At 67.3% G+C, this 16,366-nt stretch carries 2 protein-coding genes (1 of these 2 only partly in view); both read left to right on the top strand.

Going from position 1 to position 16,366, the window contains the following annotated elements; translation table 11 throughout:
* Positions 1-15,154, top strand: partial view of an IPT/TIG domain-containing protein gene (locus CYFUS_RS21890; protein WP_157758580.1) — the 3' portion only. The gene continues 13,481 nt to the left of window position 1, outside the view; the window shows 15,154 of its 28,635 coding nt (coding positions 13,482-28,635); its start codon lies beyond the left edge, outside the window; it ends in the stop codon at positions 15,152-15,154.
* Positions 15,155-15,331: 177 nt separating this feature from the next.
* Entirely contained in the window at positions 15,332-16,255 is a 924-nt protein-coding gene (locus tag CYFUS_RS21895; RefSeq protein ID WP_095986989.1) for a peptidylprolyl isomerase, read from the top strand.
* Positions 16,256-16,366 lie beyond the last annotated feature (111 nt).

Below are 16,366 nucleotides of genomic sequence, written 5' to 3' on the forward strand. Positions count from 1 at the left end.
GACGCCGAACCACGAGGGGCTCGAGATCTTCAACACCTCGCTGGTGGATCGCCCGTTGCGACTGGGTGGAGTGCGGACCCAGGCCCCCGTGCGAGGACTGGACGTGAGCGGAAACCTGGCCCTGCTCGCCGAGGGCCAACGGCTCACCGCCGTGGACGTGTCCACGCCCTCGCAGGCCTTCGAGGTGTACCAGTCTCCGACGCTGGGGCTGGCCACGGGCGTGCGGGTGGAGGGCAACACCGCGTTCGTCAGCATCACGGATCCGCAAGCGAGCAAGGGATACGTGCAGCGCTTCGACCTGACTGGCCCCGAAATCCGTCTGGTCGATGATCCGCTGGTGCCAGCGTCGGTGCCCTTGGACGCGGACGCCCTGGCGCTCGATCTCGGGGAGGATCGTTTCTACACGTTGTCTTCCGACTTCCAGAACAACCGGGGCACCGGGTTGTACTTGAGCATCTACACGCGTGAGGGCACGCCGAAGGGCCGCGTGGTGGTGGACAAGAACCTCGTCTCGTACGAGGAGCTCGTGCGCAGCCGGCTGACGGTGCGCGCGGGGCGCGCCTACGTCACCGCGGGCAAGCGCGTCTACGTCTTCGATGTCAGCGCTGGGAATGAGCCGCAACCGGTGTTGCTGCAGACCACCGACATGGAGGCGCCCGCGTCGGGTATGACCTGGGCCGGAGGAGCGCTCTATGTCGCCACGGCCGATACGGGCACGACGGTGGTGTCCGTTCCCCCAGCGGAGCTGCTCCCGGTGGAATGGTCGCCCGCGTCCAATTCGATCGCTCCCCGGAAGACGAAGATCTCCGTCTCCTTCACGCTTCCGGTCATCAAGGATCCGGCCGACGCCGGCTTCGAGAAGAGCTTCACGGTCACCGCCAGGAAGCCTGGTGGGTTGGCTCGCCCGATCGAAGGCACCACGGAGGTGGTGTACGCGGTCCATGGCTCGACCCTCCTCTTCACGCCCGAGGAAGAGTTCCAGCCGTCGGAGTTCGTGCTCGTGGAAGTGACGGGGCTCAAGTCCGTCGACGGCCGGACCCAGGCGCATCCGTTGCTCTTCGAGTTCTCCGTGGCGGAGGACGGCGGTTCTCAGCCTGTCATCACGAGCGTGATGCCTTCGCTGGGCCAGGTGGATCAAGACATCCCGTTGACGATCCATGGCCAGGGCTTCCGCTCGGGAACCCAGGTCCGGGTGGGCGGAATCGTCTACATGCCGACGTTGATCGACTCGCCAGCGTCGGAGGGTTGCCAGAAGCCGCAACTGGCGGGGTGCCAGCAGCTGCGAATGACCCTGTTGGCCAACAAGCACCAGGCGGGTCCCGCGCTCGTGGAGGTGCTGGATCATGATTCCGTTACCGCCTCTGGCATGACGGCGAGCCTGCCGGGGGGCTTCTTGTTCCTCGCGAAGCCGGTGCTCGACTCGCTGACACCCGACCTCTCTCCGCAAGCGGGGGGGACGTGGGTGACACTCAGTGGCGCGGGTTTCGCGCCGGGCCTGAAGGTCTTCTTCGACGCGGACAGGAATGACTGCCTCCCCTCCGATGGCGCCTGCCGGGGCAGGTCCCTGGATGTCCGGGTGCTGTCCACGGCCAGGGCCCTCGCGCTGGCGCCGCCTCATGACCAGGGCTCCGTGATGGTGCGCATCACGCGAGAGGACCAGCCCAAGATCTCCGATCCGGGCAAGCCGTTCACCTATGGCTCGGGTGCCGTGGCCCGGCTGGACACGCCCCCCACGCGGGACGTCCTGGTGGCCGATGGCGTCATCTACGCCGCGGTGGGTGGCGAGGCGGAGATCGACCCCGCGACGCACAAGACCCTCCGCCATCCGTCCGGCGCGCTGCTCGTGGCGAACCCGGCGGATCCCACGAACGTCCTGGAGCTCAAGCGCGACGTCTTCAGCGCCACGAATGGCGCGTGGCGCCTGGCCAGGAGCGGTCAGCGGCTCTTCCTCGCGGCCGGTTCCGCCGGCCTTCGGGTCTATGACATCTCCGCCAAGGCGGAGCCCAGCTTGCTGGGAACCCTCCCGTCCGCACAGGGCGAGGTGGTGGACGTCGCGGTGTCGGGTCACATGCTCTACGCGGCACACGGCAAAGGCGTCACGGCGTACATCCTCTCCGAGACCGAGCTGCCCCTGCAGGTGGGTTCGAGGGACGTACCGGGCGGTGCCACGGCCCTGGCGGTTCATGGGGATCGCCTGCTGGTCGCGAGCGGTACATCGACTCAAGAGAAGCTCCATGTGCTGGACGCTCGCGTGGGAGATCTGAAGCAGCTCGCCGAGTCGTCTCTCGGGGGCAGGGCCCGGCACATCTCCACGGAGGGCTCGCGGATCTTCGTGTCGTTGGGTCTCGCGGCCAGGGTGGCCATCTTCAATTGGGTGGAGCAGACACGCACGCTGGAGTCGAAGGAGGCGCTCGTGCTCGCGTCCGGCGACAAGGCGCGGTCCGCGGAGCAGACCTGGGTCACCGCGGGGATCGCCTACGTCGCGGCGGGCGGTGGCAAGGTGCAGCGCTTCGCCGTGCCCCTGGATGGGACACCGTTCTTCGTGGCGGACACGCCGGTCTTCGGTGACGTGCGGACCCTGGCCTTCATGGGCCGCTATCTGCTCGTGGGCACGTGGGTGTTGAACAGCGGGAGCGGGGTGGTGGAGCTACCCGTCCCCGCGGGCTCCTCCGTCTCCAACGCGAGCCTGGCCGGACAGCTCCTCTCCGTGGCGATGGACTCCATCGAGCTGCGGGGAACGGTTCCCGCCCAGGGTGAGCGGGTGGCGATATCGACCGTGCCCGAGGTGCTGCTCTCCGAGCTGCCGGCCTCGAACACGCTGGGGGCCATCAAGCTCTCGCGCGAGGATTCTGCTGGTGAGCCGGTGACGGTGTTCAAGGAGAGCCAGTCGGACGAAGGCGGTGCCCGGGTGGTGCTGAAGCCCACCTCGTGGCTCGAGCCGGATTCCAAGTACGTCCTGTCCATCGAGCCGTCCCTGGCCAGCATCCAGGGGGGGCCGCTGAAGGTTCACGCCGAGGTCCACTTCTCCACCTCGGCCTCCGCCCCGGGTGACACGACGGCGCCGCGACTCGACCACCCCGAGCCGGCGTATGCCTTGGAAGCCGGTGGAACGAAGACGGTGTTGTTCGGCCAGGGCTTCGTCGAGGGAGCCACCGTGCATATCGGTGACACCCAGGCCTCCGACTGCGAACACGGTCGGACGCAGGACAACAAGTGGTCCACGCTGACGTGCACGGTGCCGTCTGGAAGGGCGGGCGCCGCGGCGGTCAAGGTGGAGAACCCCAACAAGCTGTCCGTGACGCGCCTGGGCGCCTTCCGCTACCTGGAGGAGCCGGAGATCTACTCGGTGTCGCCGGAGTTCATCCCGGTGGGCTCCTCCACGCGCGTGACCCTCCAGGGCAAGGGCTTCTTCAGTGGCACGACGGTGAAGTTCGGCAACCAGACGGCCTCGGACATCGTGCTGAAGAATGGCGGCGCGCTGGAAGTGTCCGCTCCCACCCGGGTGGTGGGACCCGTGAAGGTCTCGGTCGAGACCCCGGGGGCGGCTCGTGGCCTGGGCGCGTCCCATGAATACGGCAAGGACTTCACCTTCACGCTCGAGCAGGTCGCGTCCCTGCCGATTGCCGGAGACGTGAGTGCCTGGGTGGGCGGCACGCTGCTGTCCGCGCGCTCCGGCAAACTCCTGGCCCGGGATGTGTACAACCCGGATGTGCCCGGCGCGTCGTGGGAGGTCGCGGGCGTCGTGAATCCCAGGGGGCTGGCGGTGGTGGGTGACGCCGCGTTGCTCGCGGGGCGGGGTGAGGTGGTTCGCTACTCGCTCGGCACGTGCGGCATGGCCTCGGGCATGACGTGCACGCCCGTGGAGACGAGCCGTGTGGCGCTGGCGGCATCCACCACGCAGATCTCCGCGCTGGCGGCCAATGAGCGCTTCACGGTCCTCGCGGTGGAGGGGAGCGCGGAGTTGCTCCTGTTGCAGACCAACGAGGACAAGAAGCTGGAGGTGATGACGCAGACACAGGTGGGCTGGGGCTCGGTCAAGGCCCTGGGCCTGGCGGGTGACATGCTGGCGGTCCTGGAGCAGGACGGCGCGTCCGTTCACCTGAAGTTGCTCAACCTGGCGGATCGCTCCCTCTCCGCGCTGGGCTCGTGGAGCGCGTTCCCCTCTGGCTCCACCGCGTATGGGCTGGCGGCTTCCGGCACCCAGGTGGTGGTCGCGACGGAGCAGGGGTTGACGTTGTTCGACGTGGCCCAACCCGGCGATGTGCGGACGCTGGGCACCTGGACGACTCCCGTGGGGCTGAGCGGGCCGCGCTCGGTGGCCTTCCAGGGTCCGTGGCTCCTGGCGGCTGGTACCGAGCGGGCCTGGTGGATCGACACCACCGGCATCTCCGACAGCACCTTGGAACCCGGCAAGAGGCTCCGCACGCGGACCTTCGTGGCCGACACGATGCCCTGGCCTCGCGTGTTGATGGGCAGGGGGCTCGCGACGATCGCGACCTCCTCCAAGACCGTGCTCTACAGCACGCTGCCCTATCCGAGCGTGGTGACCGCCAGCCCGGTGCCCGGTGGCGGGATGACCGCGGGCGAAACCCTGTCGGTGTCGGTGCCCCTCGAGCAGGCGGGTGTCGACCCGGGCATCCAATTGCTCGATAGCTACCAGGATCCGGTGACTCTCGGCCCCGTGGAGCGGATGGGCTCGACCTTCAGCCGCAAGGTTCCGGGACCGCTCGCCGTGGGGACGACCTACACGGCGCGGGTGGAGCTCGCGCCGACAGGCTTTTTGGGAGGCGAGCTGGCGGCGTGGTCCTTCCCGGTGGTGGGACGCGCGGGCGCACCGCAGGCGCGGGTCTCCAGCCTGCGGCCGGACTTCGGCTCCCAGGAGGGCGGTTTCCCCGTCGAGATCACGGGTTCGGGACTGAGCAGGGCGACCGCGGTCTATTTCAACGACAAGCTCGCGCCGATCCAAGAAGGGACGAAATCGGACACCGCACTCACGGTGCTCGTGCCCGGGGCCACGGTGCCAGGACAGGCCCTGGTTCGTGTGCAATTGGGCGAGGAGGGCGGGATCGACGTTCCGGGTGGCTTCATCTACATGGCGCCCTTCACCGTCACCTCCGTGTCTCCGTCGGAGGTCGATCTCAAGGGCGGCTTGGTGCGGATCTCCGGCAGTGGGTTCACGCGGGGCCTGTCCGTGTCCTTCGACAAGATGTCCCTCCCGCTGCTCAGCTATTCGGCGGGGCTCGTCGAGGTCCAGGTGCCCTCGGGGAGCGCCGGAGATGTCGTGCTCACCCTCAAGCAGGGCAGCACCGAGAGGACGATCCTCGTGAAGCGCATGGATCTCTCTCCCCCCACGGTGGTGGAGTGGGGACCGAAGCCCACGGAGGGCGGGGGTCGCATCACGCGCTCGCCGACCTTCACGATGCTCTTCAGCGAGGACATTGTCTGTGGCACGGGCTGTACCGTGACGCTCGCTCCCGCGAAGGGGGGCGCGCCCGTGAGCGGAGCGGCTCCGGTCGTCAATGGCAGATTGATGACGTTCACGCCCGCTGGCGAGTTGTCGCACACCACCGACTTCCTGCTCACGGTTCAGGGGGCGAAGGACACGTCTGGCAATGTGATGGTCGCGGCATCGCGGACCTTCAAGACCAAGGACGACGAGGCGCCCCGGCTGGCCTTGAAGCTCGTGGGCGGGAGCGATTCATTCGAGCCTCTCTCGTCGATCAATATCGCCGCGGGCGTGGAGGTGGCCTTCGAACTCATCGCCTCCGATAATAGCGGCCTGTTCGGTCCGGTGCGTTTCAAGGTCGGTACCACGACGGTGTACCCCTCGGTCGATGGGTTCTTCCACTTCAAGTGGCTCCACAGTCAGGAGAGAATTCCCCAGCCGCTCGAGGCCACCGTGAAGGATGAGGCCGGTAACGAAACCACTCATCGCTGGACGGTGATCCCGACCTCGAACCCTCCTCCGACCGTCAAGTTCAACAATCCGCCTGTCAGCGCGGAAGTGGGCGCCCTGGTGGACGTGCAGATCCAGGCCAGTTCCACCCAGGCCCTCCAGTCCGTCGAGTTGCGCCTGGGAACCACGGTGTTGCGCACGGTCACCGCCAGCCAGGGGGAGAAGAACAAGACCCTGGACTACAAGTGGCGCGTGCCCGTGGGAACGATCCATGTCCTGACGGCGATGGCGACAGATGCCGAAGGGCAGCCCGCGACGCCTCAGTCCATCAAGATCAACGTGCTCCAGGACAAGACCGCGCCCCGCGTGACGTGGCTCTCGCCCGTCCAGGACATGCACGTGGTGTCGGGGACTTCCCTGGCGCTGAGCGTCGCGGTGGAAGAAGCCAACACGGTCGTGACCACCCACTTCTCGTCCATCGTGGCCAATGTGGAAACGCCGTTGCCGGGCGGCTCCTTCAGCGGTCGGCCGAGGACGATGCAGTGGGTGGCTCCCAATGTCACCGCGAAGACGGCCTATACCCTCAAGGCCGTTGCCAGGGATGATGCCAGCCCCACGCCGAATGCTGGAGAGGGCCAGGTCACCGTCACGGTCGAGCCTCCGGGCCCGGCGCCGACGGTTTTCTTTACCAGCCCCGCCGTCAATCCGGATTGTTTCTCGACCACTCCCGTGGTCAGCGACAACTGCTTCGTCACGGAAGGCAAGCCCCTGGGCGTCTCCGTCCAGGCGTACGCGCAACGGGGCATCGCGCGGGTCCGTTTGCACATGGAGGGCAGCCCCGACGAAGACGCGGTGGTGTTGACGCGCCCGCCCTATGACCACACGTTTGTCGTTCCCGCGGTGAAACAGGGCGAGCGTGGGGTGTTCACCTTGAAGGCCATCGCGGAGGATGTCGTGGGCCTCGAGAGCGAGCCCACGTTCCTGTCGTTGATGGTCAAGGCGGATGACAGCAAACCCGATCTGGAACTGACATCCGTTCCTGGTGGACCGGTCTTCCTGGGCGGGTCCACGCTCGTGGTGAATGCCTCCTCGAACGCGCAACAGCTCACGACGTCCGTGACGGTGGGGACTTCGTCCCTGTCCTCCACGGAGGGTGGACGGACCTACGCGCTCCCACGTGGAGCGGGTGGTGACTCCGTCGTCATCTCGGCGGAGGCGATGGCCGGCGGGCAGAAACTCCAGTCGAGCAAGAGCGGCATCCTTGCGCTCTTCGCGTCGGCCGAGCCCGACGAGGTCGCGTCGGGCGAGCAGGGCAGCTACCTGTCGGCGGTGCGGGGTGAGCAGTGGGCGCTCCTGCGTGACAATGGCGCTGGAGGCGCCGTCCTACGGGTGCGCTCGTTGAAGAGTGGGCTGGAGCAAGGCTCCGAGTCGTTCTCGGGGCAGGCGGTGGGGGTGGCGATCACCCAGGATGGTGTCGCCGTGGCGTTGAGGGACCTGGCAGCGAACGCGCTGTGGTTGCTGTCGCCCTCCGGTCAGAAGCTGAGCAGCGAGCCCATCGAGATCTGGAGCAGACCGACGGCGCTGGTCGCGGTGCGTGGTGGCCTGGCCGTGGGAACACGGGAAGGCGTGGAGTTGCGCCGCGCATCGGATGGAGCGCTCGCGGCCCGTCTGCCCCTGGGAGAGGTGCGCGCTCTCGCCGCAGATGGGGAGCATCTGTTGGTGCTGACTGGGACGACGCTCCAGATGCTGGACGTGTCCTGGCTGCATGCACCTCGAGTCGTGGGCACCTCGCCGTCCGTCGCGGAGGCGACGCGAGTGGCCTTGAGCCAGGAGCGGGCGTGTGTCGTGGGGACGGAGATCCAGTGCTTCAAGGTGACGAGTGGGGGCCTCCAGGCGGCGCAGAGGACCGTCGCGCTGGGGACAGCGTTCCGGTCCGTCACGGCGCTGGGTCCGTGGCTCCTGGTGGGCACCACCGAGGGCCTCCAGGTGTTCGATACCGTGTCCGAGCCCACCCTGGTCGGCCTCTTTCCGAAGATGGCGGGGGACGTGGTGGCCCGGGGTGGAGACATCCTGGCCGCCTCGTCGGATGGCCTGCGTCGGTTGCGCCTGGGTCGCGGAGGCGCGAAGCCCCAGGTGTCCCTGTCCGCTTCCGAGCTCAACCCGATCAAGGGGGCACGTCTCGGTTTGAAGGCCAGCGTGACGGCCGAGGCCAGCGCGCAGGCGCCGCTCGATGCCTACACGGCCGAACTGCACGTCAACGGCAAGGTGGTGGAGGTGCTCGACAGTCGGGTTCCCTCCACGGTGGACCTGTCGGTATCGGGGGAGCCCGTGACCCTGGTCCTGGTCGTGAGGGATCAATCGGGTCACACCGAGAAGAGCCTCGAGTACGAGGTTTCTCCGCGGGAGCCTCAGCCAGGTGACGCGATGTTGGCGTCGCTCGAGGTGCCCGAGGGCCTCATCAAGGAGGGCAGCTGGTTCAAGGTCGTGCCGGTACCGGTGGTTCCGGGCCTGGTGGACAGGGTCGAGTACGAGGTGCAGGGCATTCCCGGGACCACGGACGCCCACGCTCCCCATCTGACCGCCCTGTTGCAGGCGCCGAGCATGGCGGTGGGCTCGTTGCTGCCCAGCAAGGTGCGGGTGACGGCCACGCCCTTCGATGCCCAGAACAAACCGGGGCCGTCGGTGTTCGCCGACGTGGACGTGGAGCCCGATACGGCTCCCACGGGGCAGGTCGTGTCGCTGGAGCGGGAGGGCTTGGATGCAATCCCCGGCGGTGGCCTCGTCAAGGTCCGTGCATCGCTGAGCCAGTCGAGCGAGCTCGCGAGGCTGATCTTCCTGGTCGACGGCCAGCAGCAGCAGGAGCAGTTCGTGTTGGGCTCCTTGTCGGTGACCTTGCGCATGCCGAGGGTCTCGGAAAGCAAGGATGTGTGGGTCACGGTCGAGGGGTGGGATGCCCACGGCCGCGAGCTGCAGCCCGCCCGCCTGTCCCTCCACGTGGAGGCGGCTCCGTGCATCGTCCTGGGGACGGCTTCGGGTGCCTCCGCTCACTGTGCCAGCCTGAAGGTCGAGCCGTCCGGGGAGGAGATCGCCGAGGGCTCGTTGCTGAGGGCCTGGGTCGAGAACACCGATGCCGCGGGCGTGACGAAGGTGGAGCTGAAGGTGAACGGGGTGTCAGGGTCCTCGTCGCTGTCGTATGTGCTCCCCGAAGACGTCCTGGCCGGGACGCTGCTGCGCCTGGATGCGACCGTGACCAACGGCGCCCGGCAATCCCAGACGCTGTCCAGGCAGTACCGTGTCACGCCTCGCGTCTGGCCCACGCAGTGGGGCCAGGCGTTGGGAGGCGATTTCGTGGGAGCGCGGCACATGGCGGTGCTGGGCGATCGGATCGCGGTCGCCACCGCCTCGGGCCTGTCCGTGGGAACGTTGATCCGGGGCGCCAACCCGACCATCGAGGACGTGCACTCGGTGACGCTCGCGGGAGAGCCGACGGGGCTGAGCCTGCGAGGCCACCTGGCCATCGTGGGTCGTGGTGCGGCGGGCGTGGATGTGGTGGATGTGTCGGGCGTCCCCGAGCGCATCGGCCACCTGGACAAGAGGGCCTCTTCGCTGGCGGGTGACAGCACCATCGTCATCCACGACGCCCAGGACAACTCCTTGTGGAGCTTGCGGCTGGACACGCCGGCCGCGCCAGGGGTGTCTCGGATGGCTCCGGCGAGCGGCGTGGTGACCAGGGTCCTGCCCGGGTGCCATGGCGGAGTGATGCTCTCGCTGCCGGACCGCGTGAGCTGCACCTACACCGATGGGACGGCAGCCCGCACCCTCACCGCGTCCTTCTCCGGGACGGCGGTCGCGGCGGAGTTCGAGGAGGAGACGCTCTTCGTCGCGGTCAACCAGTCGCTGCTGGCGTTCACTCCCTCGGGCAACGCGCTGGTGCAGCGAAGCGCGCTCACCCTGCCGAGCGACATCCGCGGCCTGACGGTTGCCGCGGGACGGGCGTACGTGTGGTCGGCGGATGGGATGCTGCGCGTGGTGGATGTGAACTCGCCTGCTCGTCCCCGGCTGCTCTCGGTGAGCGCCTTCGGGGAAGGGTCGCTCACCGTAGCCGGTGGCCTGCTGCTGGCCGCGGGGCAGACGGGGCTCCGGGTGGGCGTGCTGCCCGTGCCTCAGGTCGTGTTGGAGCCGGCGGTGGTGGGTGTCTCCGCGGGACCCGCGCGCGGACTGGCGGCTTGGGGAGGGCGCCTGTTGCTGGCCGCGGATGGCGAGGGATTGCTGGGCGTGGCGCTCGACGAGCCCAATGCGCCCACCCGGAGCGCCCAGGTGAAGGCGGGCCTGCATGTCTCGCAGGTCGAGCGCTTGGGCCAGGACGTGTTCTGGCTGGACGGGACCCAGTTGTCGCTGCAGACCGAGACGTCCTCGGGTGTCTTGTCCGAGGTGGACAACAACCGGAAGTCGCAACTGGCGGCGCTCGGAGCCGTGGAGCGCTTCGACGTGTCGCCGCGCCGCCTGTGGACGATGGCGGCGGGCGGTGTGCGCTCGGCGGTGTTGCCGGGGGTGACGAACGCGAAGAGCCTGAGTCTGGGCACCACCACGCTCGACGTGGCGGGCGACGAGGATCTGGCGGTGGTGGCCCAGAGCAGGTCGGGCTTCGCCCTGGTGCAGGTGGACGCCTCGGGCACCCTCGTGCTCAGCGCGTCCGTGGCCAGCACCGAGGTGGGGTCCGACATCGAGGCGGTCGCGCTCGAGGGGAACCTGGCCGTGGTGGGTGGCGAGTCGGGCTTCGCCGTCTACGACGTGAGCAAGCGGAGCGAGCCGGTCCAGAAGTCCTTCACGCCGGGGCGAGACGGCCAGGGCGTGCATCGCATCCGTCTCTTCGGCGGGCTGGCGTTGATTGGCAGGAAGGGCGCGGCTCTGGAGGCCTGGAGCCTGGCGGATCCCTCCCATCCGGAGCGTGTCGGCAGCTACGCCGCGCAGAACGCGGAGGACATGGTGCTGGCCAATGGCCATGTGGTGGTGGCGGACTCCAGCGCGGGCGTGCTGGTGTTCCCGATGCCGGATGAGGCCGTGCCTCCGTCTGGACGGCTCGTGGCCCCGCTCACGGTGTCCGAGGCGGCGGCGGGCACGTCCATCTCCGTGGAGGGCACGGCTTCGGGCCCGCGGCTGGACGATGCCGAGTTGTGGGTCAACGAGCAGCCGTGGGTGCGTCTGAACGGGGCGCTCCACGCTTCCTGGACCGTTCCCGCTTCCGCCTCGCCGGGGGAGGTCTTCCGCCTGCGCTTGCGGACACTCGGCGCGGGAGGGATGAGCTCGTCCACGGTGCATGAGGTCCGGGTCGGGGAGGCGGAAGGCAGCGGCTCCTTGAGCGTGAAGATCGCCTCGGTCTCCGCGCCACCCTCGTGTGGTTCGAGCTGCGTTGCCGAGTATCCCGCCGGATACCCCGTGGAGGTTACGGTGACGGGGACGGAGGCGGGGACGGGCGGCGTGCCGCCGCCGCCCTATTCGGTGTACATGAGCCTGGAGGGGCCGGGGGCGGACCAGAAGTTCGCGCTGGGCACGCTCACCGCACAGACGGACAATCCCCTGTCCTTCAAGGGGACGGTGCGGATTCCGGCGGTGACCGCGCCGTTCACGGGAACCCTGGTCGCGCGGCTCTACGATGGGACGGGCCGTGGGTTCGTGGCCGAGCGGACCGATGTGAAGGTGAAGGCCTACGTGAGCGCGCCGACGCTCTCGTCGGGCCTGCCCTCCCTTGTGCGCGCGGGGCCGTACATCAATCGCTTGTCACTCGTGGCACAGGATGGCGGTGCCCTGACCCTGCGCCTGCTGATGAGCGCGGTGTCGGAGGGTCCGACTCCGGGAGCGGCGAACCAGCTCCTGGCCAGCGCCGTGGGCACGCCAGGAAAGGTGTCCTTGTTCCACCCGTTGGTGTTGCCCGCGGATTCGGAGGGCAAGTACGTCACCCTCCAGGTCGTTGCCGAGAAGGCCGATGGCACGAAGACCCCGCTGGAGACGGTGACCTATTCCATCCGGCCGGATGGCGAGCCGCCGACCGTCAGCGAGTTCCTCGTGGGTGGCAAGCCGTGCACCGACGGTCAGACAGTGCTCGATGCCTACCAGGCGCAGCGAATCGCCGTGTCCGCGAGTGCCAGCGACAAGGATGAGGACTTGACGTCGTTGGTCATCTACTCCGAGTACAACAACAAGAAGACGGCGGAGTTGTCCTGGTCGGGTCTCAACGCCAGGAATGGACAAGTGGGCGGCCAGTACAAGATGGCCTTGTACGCCCCGGGCCATGAGTCGGTCACGCTCACGGCCGAGGCAATGGATTCCACGGGCCGTCCGAGCAGACAGTCGTGCAAGGTAGGCTTCAAGACGCCCGAACCCAAGCCGACGGTGGTGTACATGGAGTTCGTTCGGGACCCTGTCGACGGGCCGAATGACGTGCGTGTCAAGGACACGGGAACCCTGAAGGTGACCGGCTACCACCCCGTGTCGATGGGGAGCGTCAAGTTGACGATGAAGCAGTACTCGGGTGAGCAGTCATTGCCCACCGTCGTGGCGTGCGCTTCCGGAGAAACGTACTGCCGGCTGGAGGTGAAGAACTACGAAGTTCCCTCCACCAGCGAACTGACAATGATCGTCACGGTGACCTCCGAGTCCGGTGTTGCGGAAACCTTCCCGTCGGGTGTTATCAGGGTGAACTCCAATACCAGGCCCCGGCTCAGGCTGGAGTTGCCCCGGTACGTCAAGAAGGGGGTCCCGTTGGACCTGAAGGGCTTCGCCGCGGATGATCGCAGTCCGCTGAAATGGGCGCAGTTCCGCGTGGACGGAGCAACGGATGAGCTGCCAAAGCAGATGAATGTGGCAGTCAATAACGACTCCACTCCCAGCAGGCCGCTGGAGCTTCGCTCCTACACTCCCGTCCAGGAAGGAAAGTTGACCGTGCGACTGGCTGCGCTTGATAGCGCGGAGCAGTACGAGGAGATCTCTCAGGTCGTTGACGTGATTGATCCGGTGTCGCCGCCTGATGGCACGCTCATCTCCGAGGATGATAGGAGTTTGGACGGCAAGGATCTGCTCGTCGAGGATGGAAGAACGCTGATCATCAATGGCTCGCACTCGTTCAAGAATCTGCTCGTGATGGGAGGAGGCAAGCTCACCCACTCCATGCAGGAGGCGACGCAGGGAAGCGTCAAGTTCATGGATCTCTCCATCGAGGAGACGATGTTCGTGGACTCGCAAAGCTCCATTGATGTGTCCGGGAAGGGCTTCCTGGGTGGGGCGGTCTCCAACGACTCGGAGATCTCCCATGCCGGGCGCACGGTGCGGATGGATGGCACCGAGCTGCTCCGCAACGTGCCCGCGTTGACGGGGAGAACCTCCGGAAGCCATGGTGGCTATGGTTCTTCCAATGCTCCCGACCAGACGCCGATGGAGGTGTACGATGATGCCATCGATCCCTGGTTCCCCGGGGCGGGTGGTGCGGGAACCGCCTCGTCGGCGGGTGGGTCCGGCGGTGGCCTGGTCCGCATCAACGCGAAGACCCTGCAGATGGACGGCTGGGTGTATGCGAACGGCACTGACGCTTCGGATGCGAGTGGTTACGACGGCGCGGGTGGTGGCGTGAAGCTGAAGGCGCAGACCCTGGTGATCCTTGGCGAAGTGGAAGCCCGGGGTGGGACCAAGGGCGGTGGTGGTCGGATTTCGGTCGTGAGTGGGCCCGTCGCTCAAGGGTGTGGATACACGTCCTCGAATGGCTCTTGTTGGTCCGCGAACGACTTTTCCGCCCACTACGTGAGCCACCTCGCGGGAGCAGGGACGGTTCACATGCAGCAAGGGGAGTCACTCGCGGCGGAGCGCCACGACTTCAAGGTCTCTGGCAGCGACACCAACAGCCTGGAGTTCGTAAGCATGGCCAGGGCCACTCCGATACCTGGTGGCGAGTATGAGACGTTGACGGTTTCCTATGGCGCGAAGGTACGCGTCGTGAACGATGTCATCGTCCAGAGTTTCGTCCAGTGGCAGCGCACCTTCGCGGAGTTCGCCGGAAATCTGACGCTGCCTGGACAGAAAAACAGTAATGGGCATACAAGTTTGGTGTTGGCGGCGCCCATGTCCGTTGCCGGCACCCTCTCGTCCGACACGGAGCGCCTGGACATCAAGGCGAACTCGACCTTCCAGTCGATGTCATTGCCCCTGCTGACGGAGCTGTCGTTGGATTTCTCCGCGTCAAGTGCCAGGGGCGTGGTGCATCTGCTCAATCCGTCCAGCTTGCCGAACACGACCGTTGTCCGATTGTCCAATGCCACCTTGTCGCTGGGCGGCAGTACTCAGGCGACATGGTCGAAGCTGGACATGGATTACAACTCGGTTCTGACCCTCGAAGCCCCGACCACGACGGCGACCCACAAAATCGATCTGAATGTCACGGAGCAGATCGTCATCGGGTTCAGTTCGAAAATAGACGTCAGTGGCCTGGGCTCGCTAGGTGATTATCAGGACCTGGCCAGGGCGGGCGTGAGTGGCAGCCATGGTGGATATGGCTCCTCGTCGGAATCGACTCCCGCCATGAGCACTCATGGTGATTTCACCCAACCCGCGGAGTCTGGCTCGGGTGGCGTGGGTTACACCGTGGTCGATGACGGGGTGGAACACCACTACAGGGGTGGCAACGGTGGCGGTTCCGTGAAGCTCTCGACCGGGTGGCTCGTCCTGCAAGGAGAGATCCTGGCCGATGGTTCTCCGGGCGAGGGTCCCACCCCCTGGGGTGGCTCGGGAGGCAGTGTGTGGATCGAGGTTCCGAAGGGGGCGTTGATCGACACCGGTGGCAGGATTCACGCCAGGGGCGCCCCTGGGAGCGGTGGTGGTGGTCGTATCTCCTTGCGGTTCGCGAATTTCCATGACTTCTCTGGAACCGAGGTCCGCTCGCGTTATCTCGTCTCCGCGCAGAGCGCACACAGTGGCGCGGGGACGGTGTTCCTCGAACAATTCGAGGTTCCCGAGGGCGGTGGCGAACCGGTGTCTGTGTCCAGGCAGCTTTGGATCGACAACAGAGGACACCTGTCCCACGCCACGCCCACACCCCTGCTGCCTCCGCAAAACGCGGCGTCCTTCCATCTGGACCAGTTGTGGATCGGCGGTTCCGCCTACGTCTGGAAGGACAGCCGGGTGACGGTGGGTACGCTCATCGGTGGCGACACGGGACTGTGCACGGAGCCCACCCTCGAGCAGTGCGAGGCGCCGCTCCCGAGCACTCCGTGAGTCCCGAGGGGCGGCCCGGCGGTCGTTTCGCCGGGCCCGCCCTCCGTTGCCGCTCGTTTCGTCAAGGCCCCATCCCCCGAGCTTCGCCAAGAGTGAATTCCATCTGTCAGCTAGACAACCTTGCTGGACGTGGGCGAATCTCGCGTCGCGTTCAAGATTTCCTGGAGTCGCTTTCGTATGTCGCGGTGCTGGGGGGCTCTCTCCCTGAAGAAGCAGTCCCTCGAGTCACGCCCCGGGTGTGTCCTGTCCGCGCTGGGAATGGTGTTCACCTGGCTGGCGCTGTCCGGATGCGGTGACACCAAGGTGGTGGCGGAGGTGGGCCGAAGCAAGCTCCGGCGCGCGGACGTGGAGTTCTTCCGACAGACCTGGAGCCCGGGGGCGAGGCCCTCTGCGTCGGAGGCGCTGGGGGCCTTGGTGGATCAGCAGTTGCTGGCCGAGGAGGCCCGGCGCGAAGGGCTGGAGAAGGACGAAGTTGTCCGGGCGCGGCTGGCGGCGGTGGAGCGTGAGGTCCTGGCTCACGCGCTGAGGGAGAAGCGGCTGGCGGAGGCGGAATCCGAGGTCGCCCTGCGCGAGCGCTACGCGCGCGGCCGCGAGGGCCTGTCGCGCAGGCAGGTCCACGTGCGCCACCTCATGGTGCGCCTGCCGCCCAGGGAGGGCGCGCAGGGTCTGGCCCGCGCGCGCTCGCGCATCAACGGCTTGTATGCCCGGCTGCTGGGCGGGGAGTCCTTCGAGGTGGTGGCCCGCGAGGGCTCCGAGGACAGGGTGAGCGCGGAGAAGGGGGGCGACCTGGGCCTTGTGGAGGAGGGGCAGGTGGATGCCAGCTTCTTCGCGGAGGCGGTCGCCCTGAAGAAGGGCCAGCTGTCCAAGCCCTTCGCCACGTCCTACGGGCTGCATCTGGTGGAGGCGGTGGAGGACGTGCGCGTCGTGACGCCGGGCTTCGACGAGGTGCGGGGTCGGCTGGCGGCGGAGGCGCGGCGGGAAGCCGAGACGCGGCTGCTGACGGAGCTGCGCGAGAACATCGCGGTTCAGACGTACCCGGAGCGACTCGAGGTCCCCGCGGTGGGATCAGGGTCCGCGACGGACGCGGGAGAAACCCCATGAAGCGGGTCATGCAGGGATGGTGGGCGCTTGCGCTTGCGCTGGCACTGGCGGCGTGTGGTGACGGAACTCCTCCAGGCGCGAGGACGACGGAGGTGGCCTCCGCCGATCCGG

Origin of the sequence: Cystobacter fuscus (assembly GCF_002305875.1) — a bacterium.
Lineage (GTDB): Bacteria > Myxococcota > Myxococcia > Myxococcales > Myxococcaceae > Cystobacter > Cystobacter fuscus_A.

What these genes read in the sequence shown, in the direction of transcription:
- CYFUS_RS21895 (WP_095986989.1), top strand. Translation starts at nt 15,332, where the DNA reads ATGTCGCGGTGCTGGGGGGCTCTCTCCCTGAAGAAGCAGTCCCTCGAG.